Source organism: Glutamicibacter nicotianae (assembly GCF_016907615.1).
Classification (GTDB): domain Bacteria; phylum Actinomycetota; class Actinomycetes; order Actinomycetales; family Micrococcaceae; genus Glutamicibacter; species Glutamicibacter nicotianae.
The window spans coordinates 1,385,063-1,408,638 of sequence record NZ_JAFBCH010000001.1; the positions used below are offsets into that span (position 1 = coordinate 1,385,063).

The following is a 23,576-nucleotide window of genomic DNA, read 5'->3' on the forward strand; positions in this document are numbered from 1 at the left end:
TATTTGCTGGGCAAAACAAGTTGGACTGGCCGTAGGGTGCCTCCGCAATAATTTGCCGACTGCTCCCTGCTGAGAAGTCGTTGCAAAACTCGAGAGAGATCACGTCATCGTTGGCAGGAATGGTGCGTTCAGGAGGATAGGCTTAAGCCCATGAGTGCACAGATCAAGGTGGCCGTGCTCGGCGCGGCAGGACGAATGGGCTCGGAAGCGGTCAAGGCCGTGACTGAGGCTGCAGACATGGAACTGGTTGCAAGCTTGGGGCGAGGCGACGACCTGTCGCAGATCCTCCAAGCCGGAGCAACCCACATCGTTGACCTTTCCGTGCCAGCATCCACCGAAGACAATGTGCGTTTCGCCGTTGAGCATGGACTGCATGCGGTCGTCGGCACCACCGGCTGGGATGATGCCCGCCGGGCAAATCTGGAAACGTTGCTGAGCGAGCATCCCGAAGCCGGTGTGCTGATTGCGCCCAACTTCGCCCTCGGCTCCGTGTTGGCCAGCGCGTTCGCTGCCACGGCAGCGAAGTACTTCGAATCCGTAGAAATCATCGAATTGCATCACCCCAATAAGGTGGACGCTCCCAGCGGTACCGCGGTGCGTACCGCTGAACTGATCGCCAAGTCGCGTGAAGCCGCTGGGGTACCAGCCAGCCCTGATGCTACCGAGACCCAGCTCGACGGTGCCCGCGGTGCAGTTGTCGATGGAATCAACGTCCATTCGGTCCGCTTGCGTGGCTTGGTAGCCCACCAGGAAGTGCTCTTTGGCGGACCCGGCGAGCAGTTCACGTTGCGCCATGATTCCTTTGACCGTGCCTCGTTCATGCCGGGCGTCCTTCTGGGCCTGCGCACCGTTGGTTCCCGTCCGGGGTTGACCTATGGGCTCGACGGCTACCTGGAGCTGGGCCAGTGAAAACCAAACTATGGGTAGGCGGCATTCTGCTGCTGTTCGCGCTGTACATTGGCATGACATTCACCCAGGCCATGCGACTGCTGAATACCGGGGAGCTGGTCGCCCAGATCATGGGCATTGCGATCTTGGTGATTCCTGCCTTGTGCGTCTGGATACTGATTCGCGAAGTGCTCTTCGGTTTACGCACCGAGAAGATGGGCAAGGCCTTAGCCGCTTCGGGTGAGCTTCCAGAAGATCTTCCCCGCATGCCATCGGGACGCTTCATCCGTTCGGCGGCCGACGCGGATTTCCCCAACCACCAGCGGGACGTGGAAGAGAACCCGGAGTCATGGAAATCCTGGTACCGCCTGGCGCTGGCATATGAAGCCTGTGGCGATAAGCCGCAGGCTCGCAAATCCATGCGTAGGGCGATCACCTTTTGGCAAGCAGATCAGAAGGTCAGCCAGTAGAAATCACGAATACCAGCATAGTGCCGATGGCCCGGGCTCGTAAGAGCCCGGGCCATCGTTCTAGAACTTCATCTTCGTTTCGGGATCGGTGTCAGCTCCGCTGAGTACCCTGACGCCATATTCCAGCGGACCGGATGCCCGGCTGAAGCCGAGCCAAATTCCGCAGACGGCAGTGGCTGAAAAGAGAATCCACCAGATGGCCGTCGGATCCATGTTCTCTTTCATCGCCGGCAGCAAGATGATGTGTCCGGCATACAGGGTCAGTGGTGCGCGGCCGGCGCCAGCCAGAATCCGGCCCAGCACGCCAAGTCGGCCAATAATCAGCGATAGCAGGCCGATGATTGCGGCGGCGCAGGCGGCGTTGTGCAGCGTGGACAGCAAGGAATTGCTGTGGCCGGTTGGCAACCAGAGGTAGGCGGGATTATCCAGGAACGGATCGAGATTGGTGCCCGGCAGGCGCCCGGTGGTGATCATTGTTGGAACGAGGGATAAGTCCAGACCCAGTTCTTGGGCTATGACCCCGGCATTCTTCATGCTCACCAGATGTCCCGCTGCATAGGTCGCTGCTGCGATAAATGTCCCGCCCGCAGCAAGCAGGCCAGCAGTTTTCGTGCTGCGAAGATTGCATCGTCCGATGGCTATTCCCAGCAAGCCGAATCCGAACCAGATCATCAAAGGGTAGTATCCGGTGACGGCCAGATCCTTGAGGAGCAATTGCGGGGTGAGAAGGTCGCCGAAGCTTGGATTATGGCCTAGGGAGTTCCCCATCCAGCTGCTGGCCAAGGGCCGCCAAAGAACCGGCATCAGCAGCAGCCACAGGACTGAGACTACCCAAATAGTTATTCTTGTGAGCCTCAGACCCAGCGGAAGCAATAGAAATAGTAGTCCATAGTGGACAAGAATGACTGCGATGGCTTCATTTATTGACCCAATGGCCATTCCGAGCACGGCAATAATTAATGCTCTCAGCACAAGGACTGAGTAAACCTTAGGGTGAGAAAAGCCCTTCCGCGCCATGGATTTCGAGAGCAAACCCAGGGATAATCCGGCCAGCACCATGAACAGGACCGATGCCCTGCCGGAGGCGACAGCCCCGGTAAACGTTGGGGAGTAGGCGGGTGCGCCGCTGATTTCATACAGTGCGAAGACGTGCGCGGCGAACATGCCGAGGATGGCGGCAAGCCGCGCCGCATCCACGCCCAAGAGGCGCTGGGAACTACCCGAATCGTTCATGGAATCATCGCACCACGAATAGTTCCAGGGATGCCAATGCGACATGCGCGAGTGTAGATTTAATCCCATGGCAACAAGTGCAATTGATAATCAGGCATACCCGTTCGGAACCGTGCTGACCGCTATGGTCACGCCCTTCGACGAAGCGGGTGAAGTCAATTACGCGTTGGCCGCAAAACTGGCAACGAAGCTGGTTGATGATGGCTGCGACGGACTGGTTGTCACCGGCACCACCGGCGAGACCTCGACCCTGACCGATGAAGAGAACATCGAGATGTTCCGTACCGTCGCCAAGGCAGTGGGCGGCCGGGCCGCGGTGCTGGCCGGTTCCACCACAAACGACACCCGCCACTCCATCAAGCTGTCGCTGGCTGCCAAGGAAGCGGGCGTCGACGGTGTGCTGCTGACCACCCCGTACTACAACAAGCCAAGCCAGGCAGGCGTCATCGCCCACGTGAAGGCCATCGCCGAAGCTGTTGAGCTGCCCATCATGCTTTATGACATCCCTGGACGCACCGGCATTGCGCTGGCACCGGAAACCATTATCGAGCTGGCCAAGATTCCTCAGGTCATTGCGCTGAAGGATGCCAAAGCGGATTACCAGTCCACCACCACCGTGCTGGCCAACACCGAACTGCACGTGTACTCGGGCGATGACGGCCTGACCCTGCCGCTGATGGCGGCCGGTGCGGTCGGCGTGGTTTCGGTCACCGCTCACGTTGCAGCCGCCAAGTACCGTACGCTAGTTAATGCAATGCATGCAGGAGATCTGGCAACTGCACGCACCACACACTTTGAGCTGGACGCGATTCAGCGCGGCATCATGGGCCACATTCAGGGCGCCGTTGCCGCAAAATATGGACTTCACTGGCAGGGTGTCCTGCCGAACACCGTCGTCCGGCTGCCGCTGTTGGCACCGTCGGACGCAGAGCTAGATGCCATCCGCGCGGACCTACGTGAAGGTGGATGGGATCTGTAACGAAAGGGACTAACCACATATGACTGAGAGTTCAGTAGGTAAGGCTGACGCTGCGCGTATGCAGACTCCGGCGAAGCTGAAGAAGGGGACAATGCGCATTGTTCCCCTCGGCGGCTTGGGCGAGGTCGGCCGAAACATGACCGTATTCGAACTCAACGGGAAACTGTTGATCGTCGACTGCGGCGTGCTCTTCCCCGAAGAGCACCAGCCTGGCGTGGATCTGATCCTGCCGGATTTCTCCTACATCAAGGACCGGCTGGACGACGTGGTGGGCCTCGTGCTGACCCACGGCCACGAGGACCATATCGGTGCTGTTCCTTACCTGCTGCGCCTGCGCGAAGACATCCCTTTGTACGGGTCCAAGCTGACCCTGGCCTTCGTTGAAGCAAAGCTGGCAGAACACCGCATCAAGGCCAACACCAACATCGTGGTGGAGGGCGAGATCGCGCAGGTTGGCAACTTCGAATGCGAATTCGTTGCCGTGAACCACTCGATCCCCGACGCCCTGGCAGTATTCCTGCGCACCGAGGCCGGCACGGTGCTGCACACCGGCGACTTCAAGATGGACCAGCTGCCGCTGGACGGCCGCATCACCGACCTGCGCCACTTCGCGCGTCTGGGCGAGGAAGGCGTGGACCTGTTCCTGCCGGACTCCACCAACGCCGAAGTCCCTGGCTTCACCGTCGCCGAACGCGAAATCGGCCCGGTCCTCGAAGCCAAGTTCGCGCGCGCCCGCCGCCGCATCATTGTCGCGTCCTTCTCCTCGCACGTGCACCGCGTGCAGCAGGTGCTGGATGCGGCCGCGATGCACGGGCGCAAGGTTGCCTTCATTGGCCGCTCGATGGTGCGCAACATGGGCATCGCCGAACGCCTGGGCTACCTCGACGTGCCGCAGGGCGTGCTGGTCGACCTGAAGCAGATCGACTCGCTGCCGGACCACAAAGTCGTGCTGATGTCCACCGGTTCGCAGGGCGAGCCGATGGCAGCCCTGTCCAGGATGGCCAACGGCGAGCACAAGGTCCAGGTCAACCCGGGCGACACCGTCATCCTCGCCTCCAGCTTGATCCCGGGCAACGAGAACTCGGTCTTCCGCGTGATCAACGGCCTGATGCGCCTGGGCGCGGAGGTCATCCACAAGGGCATGGCCAAGGTCCACGTTTCCGGCCACGCATCGGCTGGCGAATTGCTGTACTGCTACAACATTCTGCGCCCGAAGAACGTGCTCCCGGTGCACGGCGAAACCCGCCACCTGATTGCCAACGGCCGGCTGGCCGCGCAGGCCGGTGTCCCGGAGGACAACGTGCTGCTGGCAGACGACGGTTCGGTTATCGACATGAAGGACGGCGTTGCGAAGCTCGTCGGCCAGGTCGAATGCGGATACGTCTACGTTGACGGCTCCAAGGTCGGCACCATCACCGACGATGACCTGAAGGACCGCGTCACCTTGGGCGAGGAAGGCTTCATCTCGGTCATCACCGTGATCAACCGCCAGAACGGCACGATCATCTCCGGCCCGGACATCCACGCACGCGGTGTGGCGGAAGAGGACTCAGTCTTCAACGAGATCAAGCCGAAGATTGCAGCCGCGATTGTGGAAGCAGTGGGCAACAACCCGAACCACACCACGCACCAGCTGCAGCAGATCACCCGCCGTGTGATCGGCTCGTGGGTATCGCGCAAGCTGCGCCGCCGCCCAATGATCGTCCCGGTAGTGCTCGAAGCCTAGACTTCCGGAATTATTGCCTCGAACCAATTATGGTTCGAGGCAATAATTTTTTGGACAGCTCCAACAGTGCCTGTGTAGAAATTCAGTGTCATCCAACGAAACTCAAGAATGCAGGCTTCGGCCAGTCAGGCGGTTCGATTGACGGAGCAGGACTTTGCGGCACGACGTGCCCCGTTTGCGCGTCCATGACAATGACCGAATCCCACTGGTCCGCATCGATCCGCTCCAGAACCTCTTCGGTGCGAGTGTCCATGATAACTGCGCTGTCCCAATCACTGGTTGGGGTAAAACCTTGCGTGTCAGCGATTGCTGGTGACGATAGAGCCAAGGCACCAATTGCCAAAGCGGCAGTAGCCATGAATTTCGAGCGTTTGTGCAATGTATTCTCCAAATGCCGTAAAAATGCTTTTGGCTCACTCTACCGACTTTCTGGTAGGAATACGGTAAGCGCCAAACTGTTTGAAGCTGAATGATTCCCGGCATTGGGTGCTGTCACAGCGCTTTTGAGGCAGAATTGGGCTCAACGCCAGCTCAAGGAGACGAAACATGCTCAGGCATCGCACAAGGTTCGGAATGAAACCGCCGAGGAGGAACCCGCATGATTGAGTTTGAGAACGTCTCGAAGCACTATCCGGATGGCACGGTTGCCGTCAAGGATTTCAGCCTGCAAATTCCGGCACACCGCACCACAGTCTTCGTGGGATCCTCAGGCTGCGGCAAGACGACCTTGCTGCGGATGGTAAACCGCATGGTTGATCCGAGCCATGGAGTGCTTCGGATCGATGGGGAGGACATCACCAACAAGCCAGCGGTGGAACTGCGTCGAAGCATTGGCTACGTCATGCAGAACTCGGGACTCATGCCGCATTTCACCGTCGCGGAGAACATCGCTACCGTGCCGCGGCTCCAAGGCATGTCCAAAGCCGCGTCACGCAAACGAGCCCTCGAACTCATGGAAACCGTAGGTTTAGTTCCTTCACAGGCCGACCGCTACCCGCACCAACTCTCGGGAGGCCAGCAGCAGCGAGTCGGTGTCGCCAGAGCACTTGCCTCGGATCCGAACATCCTGCTCATGGATGAGCCCTTCGGCGCAGTTGACCCTATCGTCCGCGCCGAGTTGCAAGAAGAGTTGCTTCGACTCCAAAGAGAACTCGGAAAAACCATCGTCTTTGTCACCCATGACATTGATGAGGCATTCCTGCTCGGTGACCAGGTAGTGATTCTCGCGGCCGGCGCACAAAAGCTCCAAGTAGGCAGCCCCAGTGAAATTATTGAGAATCCAGCCAATGATTTTGTCGCCTCCTTTATCGGTGCGCAGCGCGGGTCCCGGGCACTGAGTCTGAAGCAGACGGAACATGGAACCGTCCTTGTCGATGCGCAAGGCCGAACACAGGGCAAGCTTGTCGAGGACGGAACAGTCCAGTGAACTGGATCCTGGAAAACCTCGGACTCATTGGGTCGCTTTCGGTGGAGCACCTGCGCCAGTCCGTGATAGCAATTGTTCTCGGATTCGCTGCGTCGATCCCGCTGGGTTGGGTGGCCTGGAAATACAAGCTCGTGCGCGGACCAGTCGTGAGCCTCACTGGATTGCTCTACACGATCCCTTCATTGGCTTTGCTGATGATACTGCCCGTGCTCACCGGGATGAGCGCGATCAGCGAAGCCAACTTGATTCTCGCTCTGGCGATCTACGCGGTCGCCATCATGGTGCGCAGCGTGGTCGACGGGCTGAACTCGGTCGACCCGGCAACCAGGTCGGCGGCAACGGCCATGGGCTACGGAACGGCACGTCGTTTCTTTGCTGTTGACCTCCCCTTGGCCGGTCCCGTGGTTCTGGCCGGATTGCGCGTGACCGCGGTGAGCACGATCTCGCTGGCAACGGTTGGCATCCTGGTCGGCGTCACCAACCTGGGCTACTTGTTCACCAACGGCTTGCAGCGCCGCATTATCGAGGAAGTCCTGGCCGGTATTATCGCAGTGGCAGCGATCGCCCTGCTGGTCGACCTGCTGTTGCTTTTGGCAGGTCGTTGGCTGATGCCGTGGACCACGGCGAGCACCTTGAAGCGGCGAACGCCGGCGCCGAAGTCCACTGAACAGGCGGCATCATGAATCTGATTTCCGATGCGCTGTCGTGGATCTTCGCAGCTGAACAGTGGCAGGGCGATGGGGGACTGGGTGCCCTGCTGGGGCAGCACCTGCTGTTCACCGTGCTGGCAGTGCTGATCGCCGGCGTGATTGCCATCCCCGCCGGATGGGCAATCGGGCACACTGGCAAAGGGCGAGAAATTGCGGTCGGCATCGCCGGCATTGCCCGGGCGGTGCCATCCTTCGGCTTGCTGATCCTACTGGTGCTGCTGCTCGGTGTACTGCACAAGCCAGAAGCGGCCCTGCTGACCTTCGTTGTGCTGGCGATTCCATCACTGCTTGCGGGAGCCTACACCGGCTTCGAAGCCATTGACCGCAAAACCATTGACGCTGCCAGGGCCGTGGGGATGACCGAATGGCAGATACTCTTCAAAGTCGAGATTCCACTAGGCCTTGCCCTGCTCGTGGGCGGGATCCGCTCCGCAGTGCTTCAAGTGGTGGCCACGGTAACTGTCGCCGCCTACGTGAACCTCGGCGGCCTGGGCTTGCCCATCATCACCGGACTGAACCTGCGGCGCTTCGACATGGTCCTGGGTGGAGCCTTGATGGTTGCGGCGCTGGCCCTTGTGCTGGACTTGGCATTTGCCACGGCCCAGAAAGCTGCCGTACCGCGCGGTCTGGGTGCGCGCACGAAGAAGAAGTTCCACTATACCGATGACCAAATCACCCTCGAAAGGGAAATGTCATGAACAGGAAGCAGTTTTTCTCCACAAGCGCTCTCGTGCTGGCTGGAAGCCTGGTACTGGCCGGATGCTCCAGTGCGGACCCGCTGGCCACGGAAAGCGATGCCGCCCAGGATGGCGGAACAACGGTCGTGGTAGGTTCGCAGGCCTACTACTCAAATGAAATTGTCGCCGAGATCTATGCCCAGGCACTTGAAGGAGCCGGCATGGAAGTAGAACGGCAATTCAGCATCGGGCAGCGCGATGCCTACATGCCTCAGCTGGAAGACGGAAGCATTGACGTCTTCCCTGAATACACGGGCAACCTGCTGCAGTTCTACAAGGAAGACACCGAAGCGCGTTCCTCCGAGGAAGTCTATGACGAGCTGAAGAAGTCCTTGCCTGAATCACTTGCGGTGCTCGAAGCCGCCGAGGCTTCGGACCAGGACTCCTATACGGTGACGAAAAAATTCGCCGAAGCCAACAACCTCACCAGCATCGAGGACCTTGCCGGCATCTCCGAACCATTGACCGTGGGTGGCCCGCCCGAACTTGCTGAGCGCCCCTACGGCCCCAAGGGCTTGGAAAGCACCTACGGCGTGAAGGCGGAGTTCTCTGCAACGGGCGATACGACCGTTGAAGACCTGGTCGCCGGCACGGTGAATATTGCCAACGTCTTTACTGCCGATCCGCGCATCCAGACCGAGGACCTCGTGGTTCTGGAGGATCCGAAGTCCCTGTTCCTGGCATCAAACGTTGTGCCATTGGTGGCTGCTGATCAATCCGAGGAATTGGCGGAAGTCCTCAATCCGGTCAGCGAGAAACTGACGGCGCAGGTTCTGGTGAACCTGAATGTCCAAAGCACCGTGGACAAGAAATCGGCAGCAGACATCGCTTCGGCCTGGCTGGCTTCCGAGGGACTCTAGCCCGCAATCCAGCACAGAAAAGCAGCATCACGGCAGCCGCGCCGCCCGTTCAATTTCGGGCAGTGCGGCTGCTTTTCATTGTCCGAAAACGGCTTTGGCTGGGAAGAGCGAGGTGCTGACATATTTTGACAATTAATAATGATTCTCATTAGTGTTTAGCGTTGTTGGCTGAGGACTCGCTGGAATTCGGCGGTCGACGCCCGCTTGCCATGAATGGAGCACTGATAGATGAAAAACTCAACCCCTGGAAGCTGGCCGTGCCAGTTGCAGTCCTGGCTTTGGTAACCGGGTGCAGCACGCCGGCCGGATCCGCCAGCGGCGCGCCACAGGGTGCCGAGGCGACAAACCTTGTCCTAGACAACTGCGGAAGGCAAGTAGTCTTCTACAAGGCCCCGGAAAGCGTTCTTGCTGTGGGCTCGGAAGCGCCAGCCCTATTGACTGCCGCTGGAGCGGGAGACAAGCTCACGCACTACGCAGGCAGCATGCAGGTGCCTTTCGACGAGGAAACCATGGCGGTGGTGCGCAAGGCCGATCGGATCACCGAAGACTCCCATGACGTCTCCTACGAAATGATCCTGGCCTCGGGTGCGGACGTGGTGATCGGAACCGATATCGCAGCCGGAATCGATCTGGATTCGTTGGCAGAGCGTTTGGAAAGCGCCGGAGTGAAGATGCTGACCGTCAGCGGGTACTGCGCTGGATTCGAGGATCGATCCACCGGAGGACTGAGCGGTTTCGACCAGATCTACAAGGATGTGGAATCCTACGGACAGCTCTTCGGCACCGAACAGGTAGCCGCCGGCTCGGTGAAGGACATGCGCTCCCGCGTCGAGCAGGCAGCGCGCAATGCCAAGCAGGCCAGTGGGCAGCGGGGCATGGCGTTGTACGTGCCCGTCTCCGGCACCTTGGGGTCATACGGCCATGAATCCCTGATTGCCGAGCAGATGGAATTGCTGGGCATGGAGAACGTCTTCAGCGACGTTCCCAAGCGCTACTTCGAGCCCTCCACCGAAGAACTCGTGAACAGCGCTGCCGACAAGGTCTTCGCCATGTACCTGCCGACCGGTTCCTCGAACTTGGAAACGGACCAGCAGGTCATCGACGAGCTGCGCAACCGCCCCGAATTGGAGGGTTTGCCCGCCATTGATCAGGACAGCGCCATCGTGCCGCTGAACTACTACTATTCTTCGCCCGGTCCGCTGGCCGTGGACGGGGTCGAGCTGATCGCCGACCGGCTGGCTCGTTGATGAGCCAGACCGACCTGCATACCGCGCACCGGTTGCCCAGCGAACGGCGCATTATCGCGGAGATCTGGCCTGCGCTGCTGGCCTCGGCACTGGGCTTGCTGCCCTTCACGGTGCTGAGCACCTTCCTGGTGCCCATCGCGGACTGGGCCGGGGCCGGCTACGCAGAAACTGGAACCCTGCGCGGGCTGGCCGGCATCGGCGCGGTGCTCGCCGGAGTTGCGCTGGCCCCGCTGATCGGGCGCATCGCCCCGGGCACCGTGGCCGCCGCGGCGCTGGGGTTGATGGGCCTGGCAGCCATCGTGGGAACCTTTTCGGGACTGGCCGCGCTGGCGGTATTCTGCCTGGCCACCGGTGTATCCAACGCCTTGCTTTACCCCGCGCTGTCCACCGCGGCCGCGGACCGGTTCGGCACCACGCCGGCCGCCGGCCGGGCAGCCACCATGGTGATGACGGCCCAGACTTTGGCTTCCACCGTGGGCGCGCCGCTGCTGGCGCTGCCGGCGCTGTTCTGGGGGTGGCAGGGCAATCTGGTCGCGATCGCCGTGCTCAGCATCGCGCTGATCCCGGCGGTGCTGCGCTACGGCCGCCGTGGCGCTGGGCACGCCGGGGACACCCCGGCCCCTGCCCGGCTGGGCTACCTTGCGGCCTTCCGCACCCTGGCTGGGGTGCCCGGCGCCCGGGCTCTGCTGCTGGTTTCCTTCGGGCGCGCCGGAGCCTTCATGGGGCATCTGGCCTTCCTCGCTCCGCTGTATGCCCAGAAATTCTCCCTGGATGCCAATTGGTTCGCCTTCGTCTGGTCGGTCAGCGGCGGGGCCTTCTTCCTCGGCCACCTGCTGGCCGGGAGAATGCTCAACGCCGAAGATTCGCCGGCCCGCACCCGTGTCGTGATGGTTATCAGCCTGGGTATTTCGCTCGTGGCGCTGTCCGGGGTCTACCTCGCTCCGGTGCTGCCGCTGGCGGTGGCCGGCACAGCGGTGCTTTCGGCCAGCCACGCGGTGGTCTCGGCCGCCGTGATGAGCCTGCTGGTGAGCCGCTGCACGCAGGTGCGCGGCACCGCGCTGAGCCTGAACGCGGCCGGAATGTCCCTGGGCTTGTTCCTGGGCACGGCGGCTTCCGGCGCGGGGCTAGCCGCCTCCGGCTACCTGGCCGCCGCTGCCGTGCTGTGCGCATTGACACTGGTGGCGCTGGCTGCCGCGCTGACCCTGCGCGCCCCTTCCCCTGCCAAAACCTTGGAAAGGCAACCATGACCCCGTTGGATTCTGCAGTGCGAGCACACCGGGAGCCGCTGGCCGGTCCGGGCGATGATCTGGATCATGACCGGCGCGCCCGGCACGCATGGCTGTGGATTTGCGCGCTGCTGAGCGTGTTGCTGGTCTCTGTGCCGGTGGCCGTAGGGCTCGGCCCGGTGGCCATTGAGCCGGGCACCGTCCTGCAGATCCTCAAGGCGCACCTGTCCGGGGCAGCCGACTCCGGTGCCTTCAGCGCATCGGATGAGTCCATTGTCCTGCTGCTGCGCGTTCCGCGGGTCCTTCTGGGCGCCGCCGTCGGCGCCGGGCTGGCCCTGGCCGGGGTGGCGCTGCAGGCGCTGACCCGCAACATCCTGGCTGAACCGTACCTGCTGGGCGTGACCTCCGGGGCATCCACGCTCTCGGCGGCCTCGATCCTCTTCGGAGCGGCCGCCGGCATCGGAACGGCCTCGCTGGCGGCCAGCGCCTTTGCCGGGGCGTTGGCCGCGGGGATCGTCGTCTACCTGCTGGCACGGGTCGGCTCCGAGATGACATCCACCCGTCTGGTCCTGGCAGGGGTGTCAGTGGGCTATGTGCTGCACGCGCTCACCTCGCTGCTGATTTTCGCTTCGGAGGATCCGAACGCCGGACGTTCGGTGCTGTTCTGGACCCTGGGTTCCTTGGCGCAGGCTACCGGGCAGTCGGTCATGATCGCCTGGGTCGTGGTGCTCGGGACAGCTACGCTGCTGGCCTATTGGTCAAGACCGCTGGATGCGCTGGCCATTGGCGATGGCACCGCGCAGGCACTGGGCATAGCTCCGGCCAAACTGCGCGCGTCCGTCATGGTCGTGACCGCGGTGTGCGTGGGCGCGCTGGTCGCATCCTCCGGCGGCATCGGGTTTGTCGGGTTGGTGATTCCGCACGTGGCCCGGCTGTGCGTTGGATCGACGCACCGGATCCTGATACCGGTCGCTGCGTTGCTCGGTGCGGTGTTCCTGGTCTGGGCCGATGTGCTGGCCCGGACGGCCATGGCGCCGCAGGAGTTGCCCCTGGGCATCGTGACGGCGCTGCTCGGTGCCCCATTGCTGTTCGCGCTGGTTCGCAAGCTCAATGCGGTCCAGTAGGAATCACGAATCTGGAAGAAGGCAAGAAGAATGATTACTGCTACCGATATTTCCGTGGGCTATGGCGGAAAGCTGGTCATCGAATCGGCAGGGCTGCAAGCCGGCCCCGGGGAAGTGGTCGGGCTGATCGGCCCCAACGGCAGCGGCAAGTCCACCCTGCTGCGCACGCTCTATGCGGCGCTGAAGCCTACCGCCGGGCTGGTGCTTGTCGACGAACGCCCGGTCGCCGAACTGCGCGGCAACGAACTGGCCCGCAGAATTGCGGTCGTGGCCCAGGAAACCCCCACCGAATTGCCGGTCAGCGTCGCCGAAATGGTGCTCCTGGGCAGGGCACCGCACCGCAAGGCGCTGGCCGCCATGTCCCGCGAGGACCACCGGGCAGTTGCCTCGGCGCTGGCCCGGGTCGGCGCCCGGCACCTGGCCGACCGCCGCTACTCGACCCTCTCCGGGGGTGAAAAGCAGCGCGTGCTGGTGGCCCGGACCTTGGCCCAGCAGGCCGAGCACCTGCTGCTGGACGAGCCCACCAACCACCTCGACATCCGCTACCAGCATGAGCTGCTGCGCATGGTCGGAGAACTGGGAACCACCACGGTGGTGGTGCTGCACGACCTGAATCTGGCGGCCCGCTACTGCAGCAAGCTGGTGCTGCTGGCCAACGGCGGAATCATCGCCGCGGGCACGCCGCATCAGGTGCTGGTGCCCGAACTCCTGCTGCAGGTCTACGGGATCCATGCGCAGCCGGTGCTCGTGGACGGGATCCTGCAGCTGGTGTTCAGCCTGGCCGATGAGCCAGAACTGCAACATAGCGGAAGTCCGGTTCCCGGATGATAGCCTGCCCGGTAGGCAAGCGCTGTCAGCGCGCCTGCCTGCCGGGCCCCAAGCATTGACCCTGAAAGGTACACCTGCCATGACGTCTTCCGCCGCTATCGAAGCAGACAAGCACTACGATCTGATCATCCTCGGCACCGGATCGGGCAACTCCATTCCCGGTCCTGAATTCGACGGGCAGTCCATTGCCATCATCGAGAAGGGCGCCTTCGGCGGCACCTGCCTGAACGTCGGCTGCATCCCGACCAAGATGTATGTCTATGCCGCAGACGTCGCTTTGGAAACCAGGGAATCGGCGAGGCTGGGAATCGACGCCCAAGTCAATTCCGTGGACTGGCCCGGCATCGTCAGCCGGGTCTTCGAGCAGCGCATCGATCCGATCGCCCGGGGTGGAGAGGAGTATCGCCGCGGCGAGCAGACGCCGAACATCGACGTCTATGACCAGCACGCGCGTTTCGTCGGCGAGCGCACGCTGCGCACCGGGCAGGGAGAAGAAGCCAAGACCATCAGCGCGGACCAGATTGTCCTGGCAGCCGGTTCGCGACCCTTCATTCCGCAGGAAATCATTGATTCGGGGGTGCACTACCACACGAACGAGGACATCATGCGCCTGGCCCGCCAGCCGAAGTCCATCGTGATCATCGGCGGCGGCTACATCGCGATGGAGTTCGCCCACGTCTTCGAGGCGCTGGGCACCAAGGTCACCATCCTGGCCCGCTCCGAGCTGATGCGCCATCTGGATGCCGACCTGCGCGAGCCCTTCAACCAGCTGGCCACCGAACGCTATGACGTGCGCATGGGACGGACGGTGGCCAGCGCCGTGCAGGAAAGCGACGGGGTGGTGCTGACCCTGGATGACGGCTCCACCGCCAGCGCCGAGGTGCTGCTGGTAGCGACCGGGCGGGTGCCCAACGGCGACCAGCTGGACCTGCAGAATGCAGGCATCGCCTCGGACGACGGGCAGGTCAGCGTGGACGAATACGGCCGCTCGACTTCCGCTGAAGGTGTCTGGGCGCTGGGCGATATTTCCTCGCCCTTCCAGCTCAAGCATGTGGCCAACGCAGAGATGCGCGCGGTGCGCCACAATCTGCTGAACCCGAAGGACATGGTGAAGATGCCGCACGAGCACGTGCCGGCCGCGGTCTTCACCCACCCGCAGATCGCCTACGTCGGGATGACCGAAGAGCAAGCCCGCGAGGCCGGGCATGACGTGACCACCAAGGTGCAGAAGTACGGTGATGTGGCCTACGGCTGGGCCATGGAAGATGGCACCGGCATCGCAAAGCTCATCGCCGACCGGGACACCGGCAAGCTGCTCGGTGCGCACTACATGGGCCCGCAGGCCTCGACGCTGATCCAGCAGATGATCACAGTCATGGCCTTCGGTCTGGACGTGCGCGAGGTGGCAACCAAGCAGTACTGGATCCACCCGGCCCTGCCGGAGGTCACCGAGAACGCGTTGCTCGGCCTGGATTTCTCCTAGCTGCCGAAGCCGGCCAGTTCACTGGCCGCCGGCAGATGAATCCGCAGGCCAGTAACCATTGGCGCCACGCTGTCCTAGGCTGAAGCCATGACTCGGACTACCGCGCGAACCGCGACCTCGAAGACCGGCAGCATGTTCCTGATCGCCGCGGGCGTGGGCCTGGGTCTGGGCGTGCTGGCGGTGCTCTGGATGTTCTGGCCGATCGGCCAGGATGGCTACGGCAGCAGCCTCGGCGAATTGGGCTTGCCGCTGGCCTACGGCGCGATAGCCGGCGTGCTGATGGGGTTGATCTGCTGCAGCGGGGCGCATGCGGCCCTTGAAATCCAAGCCGCGGGGAAACCGGAGGCCAGTGGCACCCGGCAATCGGCAGCCGCCGGCCTCGGAGCTGCCGTTGCCGCCATGCTTCCCGCGGTGGCGATCGCCGCCATGGGCCTGGGCGATACGAATCCGGCACCATTCCTCGGTACTGCCCTGGGGCTGCTGGTGGTGTGCTTCGCCGCGGGATCCGCCATCCTGGCCGGGCTCAACTGCTGCACCGCCCGAGGCTGAAGATCTCTGGGGAGCGACGGCCCAAGCGCCAGCTGGTTGCCAGCTGGGCGCCGCTGGCCGAGCACCGCTCGCTGTGGCAGGTTGGGGGCGGGCGCCACGTCCAGGCGCCGGTTCCAACGCAGAGCAGGAGTAAGCATGAAGTCCGCAAGCCGCCTCGGCGCCTGCGCCACGGCAACGATGCTGGCCGGGGCGTGGGCGCTGTCGGCCATCCCGGCCGCCTACGCCAGCGCCATCGCCTACACCCAGGGAGTCTCCAGTGCCGGCACCTGCGCCATGATGGAAACTGCCACGGTGGATGCCTTCGAGGCCTCCGGGTACCAGGTGGAAAGCCATGCCTGCATGCCAAGCCCCGGCGGCTACACCCTGGTGATCGAGTACACGCCATAGCCCGGTCCTGCGGCGTGATGATTATCTAGCCGCTGCAGCACCCGTGCAGACGTGTAAATTCGGGGTGCATCCAGCGTATGGCGATACCCTTGGAGTATGGCCTCACGTACCCAGTCTCAGGGGACGAAGAAGACTGCGACGCGCAAACCCAAGGCGTCCAGCTCCTCGTCCTCCAAGAAAACGCCCGAGAACCCTGATGCGGAACTCGCCCTGCCGCTGCGCGCAATCCGCAGCGTGTGGATGGGCATTGCCCGGATCTTCGGCGGCGCGTTCCGCCGCATCGGCGGAACCGTCAAGCCTGACTACGAGCTGCGCCGCGACGGCACCGGCTTGTTCCTTGCGCTGATCGCGATCATCGTCGCGGTCATCGAATGGTGGGGCCTGCGCGATGCCGGCTGGTTCGGCACCGGCGTGCACGCTGTCGCCGGCGGCACCCTGGGCTTCATGGCGGTGCTGGTGCCGGTCATCCTGTTCATCGGCGCCTTCCGGCTCTTCCGCTACCCCGAAGCTGTCACCGCGAACAACCGCATCGGCATCGGGCTGCTGATCATGACGCTCTCCGGCTCATCGATCGCCTCGCTGGCCAACGGCTCGCCGGCGGTCACCGACGACTTCGAAGCGCTGTGGAATGCCGGCGGCATGGCCGGGTCCATCCTGGGCACCCCGCTGGGCCTGCTGATATCGGTTCCGGGCGCCATGGCGGTGTTCATTTTCCTGGTGTTCATGTCGATCCTGATCGTCACCGCCACCCCGGTGATGCAGATCCCTGCGCGCGTGCGCGCCGGCTACAACCGCCTGCTCGGCCAGGACCCGGATACGCCGCGCGCCACCCGGGCCACGGCGGCGATGGAACTGGATGCCACCCGCGAGGACCACGACCAGTCCTACCTCTATCCCGAAGCCGAGGCCGAGGCCCCGGCACCGAAAAAGAAGAAGCCGGGCTTCTTCGAGCGGCGTGCAGCCGCCGCCCGCAAGGTCACCGAAGTCTACGACGTGGATGGGACGGAGAATTCCGACCGTTCCGGCGATATCGCCTACGACCAGGCGGTCATCGGCGAGGATGATCCTGCCACCGACGCGATGCCTGCGGTCAACCGCAACTCCGGCAAGATCTTCGACGCCGACGAGGCGGCCACCCAGGCCATCGCCCGTCCGCAGCTGGATGGCTCCGGCCCCGCCGATGCCAGCGAAGACGCCGCCACAGTGGCGATACCGAAACCGGCCGGCCCGCCGCCGGGGGTCAAGCGCCCCACCAAGGCCGAGGCCGAAATGGCCGAGATCATGGCCAACATCGGGCTGAAGGCCGAACCCGAAGCCACCACCTCCGCGATGGACCAGGTCTCCTCGCGCGCCGCCGGGCTCGGAACTTCCCCGCAGGCGCCGATCCCGGCGCGCAGCGAGCAGCTGCAGCTCTCCGGGGATGTCACCTACACCCTGCCCGAGGAGCACTACCTGCCTGCCGGACCGCCGGCCAAGGAAGCCTCCGAAGCCAATCAGGTGGTGGTCGACGCGCTGACCAACACGCTGCAGCAGTTCAAGGTCGACGCGCAGGTCACCGGCTTCTCGCGCGGCCCGACGGTGACCCGCTACGAGATCGAGCTGGCTCCGGGCACCAAGGTGGAGAAGGTCACCGCGCTGTCCAAGAACATCTCCTACGCCGTGGCCTCCTCGGATGTGCGCATCCTCTCGCCGATCCCGGGCAAGTCCGCCATCGGCATCGAGATCCCGAACACCGACAAGGAAGTCGTCGCCCTGGGCGACGTGCTGCGCAGCTCCAACGCCCGCAAGTCCGAGCACCCGATGGTGATGGGCGTGGGCAAGGACGTCGAGGGCGGCTTCGTCGTGGCCAACTTGGCCAAGATGCCGCACCTGCTGGTGGCCGGCGCCACCGGCGCGGGCAAGTCCTCGTTCGTGAACTCGATGATCACTTCGATCCTGATGCGCGCCACCCCCGACGAGGTGCGCATGGTCATGGTCGACCCCAAGCGCGTGGAGCTCACCGCCTACGAAGGCGTGCCGCACCTGATCACCCCGATCATCACCAACCCGAAGAAGGCCGCCGAGGCCCTGCAGTGGGTGGTCCGCGAAATGGACACCCGCTACGACGACCTGGCCAACTTCGGCTTCAAGCACATCGACGACTTCAACAAGGCGGTCAAGGCCGGCAAGGTGCACCCTCCCGAGGGCTCCAAGCGCGTGCTTAAGCCCTACCCGTACCTGCTGGTGATCGTCGACGAGCTCGCCGATTTGATGATGGTCGCCCCGCGCGATGTGGAAGAGTCCATCGTGCGCATCACCCAGCTGGCGCGTGCCGCCGGCATCCACCTGGTGCTGGCCACCCAGCGCCCGTCGGTGGACGTGGTCACCGGCCTGATCAAGGCCAACGTGCCTTCGCGCATGGCCTTCGCCACCTCTTCGGTCACCGACTCCCGCGTGGTGCTCGATCAGCCCGGCGCGGAGAAGCTGCTGGGCCAGGGCGACGCGCTGTTCCTGCCGATGGGCACCTCCAAGCCGATGCGCGTCCAGGGCGCCTGGGTCACCGAATCGGAGATCCACCGCGTCGTCGAGCACGTCAAGAGCCAGCTGCAGCCCGAATACCGGGACGACGTGATCCCGGCCGCCGAGAAGAAGAAGCAGATCGACGAGGACATCGGAGACGACCTGGAGCTGCTGCTGCAGGCCACCGAGCTCGTGGTCACCAGCCAGTTCGGCTCCACCTCGATGCTGCAGCGCAAGCTGCGCGTGGGCTTCGCCAAGGCAGGTCGCCTGATGGACCTGATGGAATCGCGCGGCGTGGTCGGCCCTTCCGAAGGCTCCAAGGCCCGCGACGTGCTAATCCAGCCGGACGACCTGCCGATGGTGCTGGCCGCGATGCGCGGGGACGATCCGGCCACCAGCACCCCGTCGGCCACCGAGGCCGCGCTGGTCGCCGAGGCCAATGTGAACCATGCCGAGCCGGTCACCGACTATGCCGAGGACCTGGTCGCCAAGGATCTGGAGGATCGCCCGCAGGCCGTGGACTACTTCGACGGCTCCGATGACGACGATTCGGGCGAGGACGCCTGGAACCTGACAGGAAGAAACTGATACCCATGAGCGAGCAAGCTGGCCGCAGTGCCCAGCCACCGGTACCGACGCTGAACATCGCCAACGTGCTCACCACCATCCGCATCATCATGGTGCCGTTCTTCATCTGGGCGCTGATGGCGGATAACCACGAGCAGGGCCTGTGGCGCTGGGTCGCGCTGGCACTGTTCGTAGTGGCCATGTACACCGACAAGCTCGACGGGGACCTGGCGCGCAGCCGCGGGCTGATCACCAACTTCGGCAAGATCGCCGACCCGATCGCGGACAAGCTGCTCACCGGCTCGGCGCTGGTGTGCTTCTCGATCCTGGCCGAGCTGCCCTGGTGGGTCACCATCGTGATCCTGGTCCGCGAATGGGGCATCACCCTGCTGCGCGTGGTGGTCATCCGCTACGGCGTGATCGCCGCGAACATGGGCGGGAAGATCAAGACCGTGCTGCAGGCGATCGTGATCGGGGTGTACCTGCTGCCCTATACCCATACCATCGACTGGCTGGGCACCGGAGCCTGGTACCTGATGCTGCTAACCCTGGCGGTCACCGTGGTCACCGGCATCGAATACGTCATCAAGGCCGGCCAGCTGGTGGCGGCCGCCAAGAAGCGGAAGTAGGGACAGATGAAGCCCGCAGCCCCCGAGGTGATTGCCAAGGCAATCGACGGCGCCGTGCAGCTGGCGACCGCGGAATCGCTGACCGCCGGAATGATCGCCGCGCGCCTGGCCGAAGTTCCCGGCGCCTCGGCCGTATTGCGCGGGGGAATCGTCAGCTATTCTTCCGAGGTCAAGGCCTCGCTGCTGGGCGTCGACGAAGCACTGCTGGCGGCCAACGGCTCGGTGGATCCCGAGGTGGCCCGGCAGATGGCCATCGGCGCGCAGCGTGCTTGCGGCGCCGACACGGCGATTTCGGCAACCGGAGTCGCCGGTCCCGAAGCGCACGATGGCAAGGCCGTGGGCACCGTGTATATTGGATGGGCCATGGGAGACAAATCCGGATCCGAGGCCCACCACTTTGTGGGGGACCGGGCGCAGATCCGCGAGCAGAGCACCCAAGCGGCACTTCACCAGTTCGCTGCCATCTTGGATAAAGCTTCTTCACAGTAAGACGCGAAATACTTTTCTTCCTGAGATATTACGCAAAAATCATCCCGGATGTGGCGTAGCTCGCATTTATGTGATTAGGGTGAACGTACGGGAACAAAATCGTATGACCTGTCGTTGTACGAATTGCAGGGCCGCAAGGATGGCCCCCCGTATTTGATTAGATCTTCGAGATGGACCTAGGAGCAGAGGCTAAATTCATGGTCAAGCAACCCGTAACTGTCAATGGTGTCGTCCGTTGGCGCGACATGGGAGAAGCCCATATGGTCCAGCCCGAGAAGGAGGAGCACAAAATGGTAGTACTCCGTCATGAAATCGGCGATGTCCTGCGCGACGTCCGCCAGCGCCAGGGTCGTACCCTGCGCGAGGTTTCGCACAGCGCACGAGTTTCCCTCGGATACCTGTCCGAGGTTGAGCGTGGCCAGAAGGAAGCCTCTTCGGAGCTGCTCTCCTCAATCTGCGTGGCGCTGGAAATCCCATTGTCATTGATGCTCCGTGAAGTATCCGAGCGCGTTGCCCTGGCAGAGGGCATTGCGATCCCGGATACCGTCCCGACGGATATGGCCGACGAGTTTGCCGCCAAGGGCAACAGCAAGCCACTGGCCTCGGTCTAGCATCATCTTTTCCAGGCCGCCGCTACTCAGTAATCGAGACTGCCGGCAGCCATGCAAGGAGCCCGCGCGAAATGCGCGGGCTCCTTGCCTATTCGTGGGAGAATTATCAGGTGAAAATCAGCGATTTCTGGCGAAATATGGAAAACGAGTTCGGCCCGCGGTACTCCCGCGTGCTGGCCGATTCCATGGCCCTGACCGAACTCGGCAGCCTGACTGCGGCACAGGCGCTCGATAGGGGCATCAAGCCCAAGCAGATCTGGGAAGCCCTGTGCCGGGCGCAAGATATTCCGGCTGAACGCTGGCTTGGCGTGGATATCGAGCCGAAGCAATCATAGGGATTCCATTCGAATACCCATGCAGTAATTCTTCGAACACGCCGTGTTGAATTTCGAACACCTGTTCGGATAGGGTTATGCTGGAAACAACGCGGGAAACTGCGCCAAGAACTTAAGCACTGGGATTGTCCACACTTCTGGGCTACCGGAGTCCAAAGTGTCGGTGGGCAAGCATACTGTCTATTGCAGGACAGAAATTATGAGCAAGTACGTAGCAGGCTTGCAAGAGCAAAGGTGAACCATGGCAGCAAAAAATGATCGGGAAAAGGCGCTAGAGGCTGTCCTGGGCCAAATTGACAAGGCCTATGGCAAAGGCTCGGTCATGCGCCTGGGCGACGAAACCCGCGCACCCATTGAAGTAATCCCTACCGGCTCGGTTGCCCTGGATGCCGCCCTTGGCATTGGCGGATTGCCACGCGGCCGCGTGGTGGAGATCTATGGTCCGGAATCTTCGGGCAAGACCACGGTTGCCCTGCACGCAGTCGCCAGCGCACAGAAGGCCGGCGGCGTCGCCGCATTCATCGATGCCGAGCACGCGCTGGATCCGGAATACGCCAAGAAGCTGGGCGTCGACACCGACGCGCTGCTGGTCTCCCAGCCGGATACCGGCGAGCAGGCACTGGAAATCATGGATATGCTCGTGGGCTCCGGTGCACTGGATATCATCGTCATCGACTCCGTGGCGGCACTGGTTCCCCGCGCCGAAATCGAAGGCGAGATGGGCGACAGCCACGTCGGCCTGCAGGCTCGACTGATGTCCCAGGCATTGCGCAAGATCACCGGCCGCCTCTCGGCCTCGAAGACCACCGCAATCTTCATCAACCAGCTGCGTGAGAAGATCGGTGTCTTCTTCGGCAGCCCGGAAACCACCACAGGTGGCAAGGCGCTGAAGTTCTACGCTTCGGTGCGCATCGATATCCGCCGCATCGAGACCCTGAAAGAGGGCACCAACGCGGTCGGCAACCGTACCCGCTGCAAGATCGTCAAGAACAAAATGGCTCCTCCTTTCAAGCAGGCCGAGTTCGACATCCTGTACGGCCACGGCATCTCCAAGGAAGGCTCGCTCATCGACATGGGCGTCGAGCACAACCTGGTCAAGAAGTCCGGTGCCTGGTTCACCTATGACGGAGACCAGCTGGGCCAGGGCAAGGAAAACGCCCGCCGCTTCCTGCGCGACAACCCGGATCTGGCCAACGAGCTCGAACGCCAGATCCTGCAGAAGCTCGGTGTCCTGCCAATGGAAGAAGTTGAAGAAGACGAGACAGAACTGCGAGTCGTCGAGGGCGATCAGTAGTGGCCTCAGGCTTCCAACGACGTAGCGTCCGACCCGGAAAGAATTCCGGGTCGGACGCTACGTCCGTTTCCAAAGAGTTCCAGGGCGACCTCGAAGACATGCCGGACTGGGCCAAGCCCAGCCCGGAAGAATTGGAAGCCCAAGCGGTTGAGGAATCAGCCAAGCGGGACCGGGCGGCTCAGCGAGCATCCCAGCGCGCTGCGGCGCCTGCAATGCCGGCCGGCAGCACCTCGCGAACCATTGCCAGCTTCTCCGAGCAGCCGGCGAAACCGGGCAGCATCGAAGAGCTGCGCGCGGCCATGGAGCAGATTGTGGCTGCGCCCGCGCCGGCCAAACCGTCGAAGCAGGAACGCCGCGAAGCGCGAAAAGCTGCCCGCCAAGCGGGGGAGCCTGAAGAGCTCAGCGACGACCAGTGGCGGGAAAAGGCACGCGGAATTTTGCTGCGCCAGCTCACGGCCAGCGACAAGACCGCCAAGCAGCTCAAGGACAAGCTCCTTGAGAATGAATGCCCGGAAGACATTGCCGATGAGGTCATCGACCGCTATGCCGAGATCAACCTCGTGGATGATGAACGCTTTGCGAAGTCCTGGGTCGTTGCCCGCGCTCGCTCGCGTGGATTAGCCCGCGGTGCGATCAAGCGCGAGCTGCGTACCAAGGGGGTGGACGACGAGCTGGCCGCTGAAGCGCTGGAGCAAATCGATGACGAAGCGGAGGAGCAGCGAGCCCGCGAACTGGTGCGCGCGAAGCTGCGTCCCGAATCCATGGGCGCCGATCGGGACAAAGCCCTGCGCCGGCTCGTGGGGATGCTGGGCCGCAAAGGCTACAACGGCGGCATGGCGTTCAAGGTCGCCCGCGAGGAATGGGAAGAGCGCTTCGGCAATCGCTACTGATGTCGTTTCGGATGCCGCCCTGGTGCGTTTCTCCGGCGCTCAAGCCAATCGTCAATGCCCTGGTAGGCCCAGAGGCTCAAGACCAGGACCCCGGCAAGCATCGAGCCGACACCGATATTGAACAGCAGGCTGTCGGTTTGACCATCAATGGGCGGGATGATGCCAATAGCGGTCGGGATGGCGAGAAGGAAAAGCGCGGATAATCCTGCCATCCACCAGTGGAAGATCTTCATGCCGCGCGACAACCGCAACGGTCGGTACTTGCCGGTTTTCTGGTGCTTGCCTGGCGAATGGTTTTCCACGGATTGCCCTTCCTGCGCCGAATCAGCTATCGAAAAGCCTATTCCTTTTCCTGGCCGTCCACCCGAAGGCGCGCACCGACGGCCACT

25 protein-coding genes are annotated in these 23,576 nt (G+C 62.9%); 22 read left to right on the plus strand and 3 right to left on the minus strand.

Going from position 1 to position 23,576, the window contains the following annotated elements; translation table 11 throughout:
• The first annotated feature begins 150 nt into the window (after positions 1-150).
• Positions 151-909, plus strand: a complete 759-nt coding sequence (gene dapB / locus JOE62_RS06745) for a 4-hydroxy-tetrahydrodipicolinate reductase (RefSeq protein WP_204721328.1) — start codon at positions 151-153, stop codon at positions 907-909.
• Complete coding sequence (locus JOE62_RS06750; RefSeq protein WP_204721330.1) at positions 906-1,358, plus strand: tetratricopeptide repeat protein; 453 nt, start codon at positions 906-908, stop codon at positions 1,356-1,358. The genes dapB and JOE62_RS06750 overlap by 4 nt, the downstream gene beginning before the upstream one ends.
• A 60-nt stretch (positions 1,359-1,418) precedes the next feature.
• Here the strand turns inward: JOE62_RS06750 and JOE62_RS06755 are convergent, their stop codons facing one another.
• Positions 1,419-2,591, minus strand: a complete 1,173-nt coding sequence (locus tag JOE62_RS06755; RefSeq protein WP_204721332.1) for a heparan-alpha-glucosaminide N-acetyltransferase domain-containing protein — start codon at positions 2,589-2,591, stop codon at positions 1,419-1,421.
• 67 nt (positions 2,592-2,658) lie between these two features.
• Here JOE62_RS06755 and dapA point away from each other — a divergent pair, with 67 nt between their 5' ends.
• Complete coding sequence (gene dapA, locus JOE62_RS06760; protein ID WP_204721334.1) at positions 2,659-3,570, plus strand: 4-hydroxy-tetrahydrodipicolinate synthase; 912 nt, start codon at positions 2,659-2,661, stop codon at positions 3,568-3,570.
• Between the two features lie 19 nt (positions 3,571-3,589).
• A complete protein-coding gene (locus JOE62_RS06765; protein WP_038989607.1) occupies positions 3,590-5,296 on the plus strand; it encodes a ribonuclease J in 1,707 nt (568 codons plus the stop codon).
• 88 nt (positions 5,297-5,384) lie between these two features.
• On the opposite strand, the gene JOE62_RS06770 is transcribed toward JOE62_RS06765, so the two are convergent.
• Positions 5,385-5,654: a hypothetical protein gene (locus tag JOE62_RS06770; RefSeq protein ID WP_204721336.1), complete on the minus strand. Its 270-nt coding sequence runs from the start codon at positions 5,652-5,654 to the stop codon at positions 5,385-5,387.
• 240 nt (positions 5,655-5,894) lie between these two features.
• On the opposite strand from JOE62_RS06770, the gene JOE62_RS06775 reads away from it, so the two are divergent.
• The 18 genes from JOE62_RS06775 to JOE62_RS06860 all read left to right on the plus strand — a co-directional run bounded on the left by JOE62_RS06775 (position 5,895) and on the right by JOE62_RS06860 (position 23,187).
• Positions 5,895-6,722 carry an ABC transporter ATP-binding protein gene (locus JOE62_RS06775; protein WP_204721338.1) on the plus strand — a complete coding sequence of 276 codons (828 nt, stop codon included), beginning with the start codon at positions 5,895-5,897 and terminating at the stop codon, positions 6,720-6,722.
• Positions 6,719-7,405 (plus strand): ABC transporter permease subunit, encoded by a 687-nt coding sequence (locus tag JOE62_RS06780; protein WP_204721340.1) that lies wholly within the window; start codon positions 6,719-6,721, stop codon positions 7,403-7,405. Before JOE62_RS06775 ends, JOE62_RS06780 begins: the two co-directional genes overlap by 4 nt.
• Positions 7,402-8,130 (plus strand): ABC transporter permease, encoded by a 729-nt coding sequence (locus tag JOE62_RS06785; RefSeq protein WP_204721342.1) that lies wholly within the window; start codon positions 7,402-7,404, stop codon positions 8,128-8,130. The genes JOE62_RS06780 and JOE62_RS06785 overlap by 4 nt, the downstream gene beginning before the upstream one ends.
• On the plus strand, positions 8,127-9,029 hold the full coding sequence (locus tag JOE62_RS06790; RefSeq protein WP_204721344.1) for an ABC transporter substrate-binding protein: 903 nt from the start codon (positions 8,127-8,129) through the stop codon (positions 9,027-9,029). Before JOE62_RS06785 ends, JOE62_RS06790 begins: the two co-directional genes overlap by 4 nt.
• A 257-nt stretch (positions 9,030-9,286) precedes the next feature.
• Positions 9,287-10,276 (plus strand): ABC transporter substrate-binding protein, encoded by a 990-nt coding sequence (locus tag JOE62_RS06795; RefSeq protein ID WP_338085761.1) that lies wholly within the window; start codon positions 9,287-9,289, stop codon positions 10,274-10,276.
• On the plus strand, positions 10,276-11,523 hold the full coding sequence (locus tag JOE62_RS06800) for an MFS transporter (protein ID WP_204721346.1): 1,248 nt from the start codon (positions 10,276-10,278) through the stop codon (positions 11,521-11,523). The genes JOE62_RS06795 and JOE62_RS06800 overlap by 1 nt, the downstream gene beginning before the upstream one ends.
• A complete protein-coding gene (locus tag JOE62_RS06805; protein WP_204721348.1) occupies positions 11,520-12,626 on the plus strand; it encodes a FecCD family ABC transporter permease in 1,107 nt (368 codons plus the stop codon). The genes JOE62_RS06800 and JOE62_RS06805 overlap by 4 nt, the downstream gene beginning before the upstream one ends.
• Before the next feature lie 30 nt (positions 12,627-12,656).
• A complete protein-coding gene (locus JOE62_RS06810) occupies positions 12,657-13,454 on the plus strand; it encodes an ABC transporter ATP-binding protein (RefSeq protein ID WP_204721350.1) in 798 nt (265 codons plus the stop codon).
• A gap of 79 nt (positions 13,455-13,533) precedes the next feature.
• The gene (gene mtr, locus JOE62_RS06815; protein ID WP_204721352.1) at positions 13,534-14,937 is read left to right on the plus strand and encodes a mycothione reductase; all 1,404 of its coding nucleotides are present in this window, start codon (positions 13,534-13,536) and stop codon (positions 14,935-14,937) included.
• Positions 14,938-15,024: 87 nt separating this feature from the next.
• A complete protein-coding gene (locus tag JOE62_RS06820; protein ID WP_204721354.1) occupies positions 15,025-15,486 on the plus strand; it encodes a hypothetical protein in 462 nt (153 codons plus the stop codon).
• A gap of 135 nt (positions 15,487-15,621) precedes the next feature.
• The gene (locus JOE62_RS06825) at positions 15,622-15,873 is read left to right on the plus strand and encodes a hypothetical protein (protein ID WP_204721356.1); all 252 of its coding nucleotides are present in this window, start codon (positions 15,622-15,624) and stop codon (positions 15,871-15,873) included.
• Between the two features lie 96 nt (positions 15,874-15,969).
• Positions 15,970-18,960: an FtsK/SpoIIIE family DNA translocase gene (locus JOE62_RS06830; protein WP_204721375.1), complete on the plus strand. Its 2,991-nt coding sequence runs from the start codon at positions 15,970-15,972 to the stop codon at positions 18,958-18,960.
• A 5-nt stretch (positions 18,961-18,965) separates the two neighbouring features.
• The gene (gene pgsA, locus JOE62_RS06835; protein ID WP_204721377.1) at positions 18,966-19,568 is read left to right on the plus strand and encodes a CDP-diacylglycerol--glycerol-3-phosphate 3-phosphatidyltransferase; all 603 of its coding nucleotides are present in this window, start codon (positions 18,966-18,968) and stop codon (positions 19,566-19,568) included.
• 6 nt (positions 19,569-19,574) lie between these two features.
• Positions 19,575-20,057, plus strand: a complete 483-nt coding sequence (locus tag JOE62_RS06840; RefSeq protein WP_204721379.1) for a CinA family protein — start codon at positions 19,575-19,577, stop codon at positions 20,055-20,057.
• Positions 20,058-20,254: 197 nt separating this feature from the next.
• Positions 20,255-20,668: a helix-turn-helix domain-containing protein gene (locus JOE62_RS06845; protein ID WP_038992609.1), complete on the plus strand. Its 414-nt coding sequence runs from the start codon at positions 20,255-20,257 to the stop codon at positions 20,666-20,668.
• A gap of 110 nt (positions 20,669-20,778) precedes the next feature.
• Entirely contained in the window at positions 20,779-21,003 is a 225-nt protein-coding gene (locus tag JOE62_RS06850; protein WP_204723239.1) for a DUF3046 domain-containing protein, read from the plus strand.
• 241 nt (positions 21,004-21,244) lie between these two features.
• Positions 21,245-22,297: a recombinase RecA gene (gene recA / locus JOE62_RS06855; protein WP_038992608.1), complete on the plus strand. Its 1,053-nt coding sequence runs from the start codon at positions 21,245-21,247 to the stop codon at positions 22,295-22,297.
• Between the two features lie 98 nt (positions 22,298-22,395).
• Positions 22,396-23,187, plus strand: a complete 792-nt coding sequence (locus JOE62_RS06860; RefSeq protein WP_239543244.1) for a regulatory protein RecX — start codon at positions 22,396-22,398, stop codon at positions 23,185-23,187.
• On the opposite strand, the gene JOE62_RS06865 is transcribed toward JOE62_RS06860, so the two are convergent.
• Complete coding sequence (locus JOE62_RS06865; protein WP_204721381.1) at positions 23,181-23,489, minus strand: hypothetical protein; 309 nt, start codon at positions 23,487-23,489, stop codon at positions 23,181-23,183. The two genes, JOE62_RS06860 and JOE62_RS06865, sit on opposite strands and share 7 nt — an antisense overlap.
• Between the last annotated feature and the right edge of the window lie 87 nt (positions 23,490-23,576).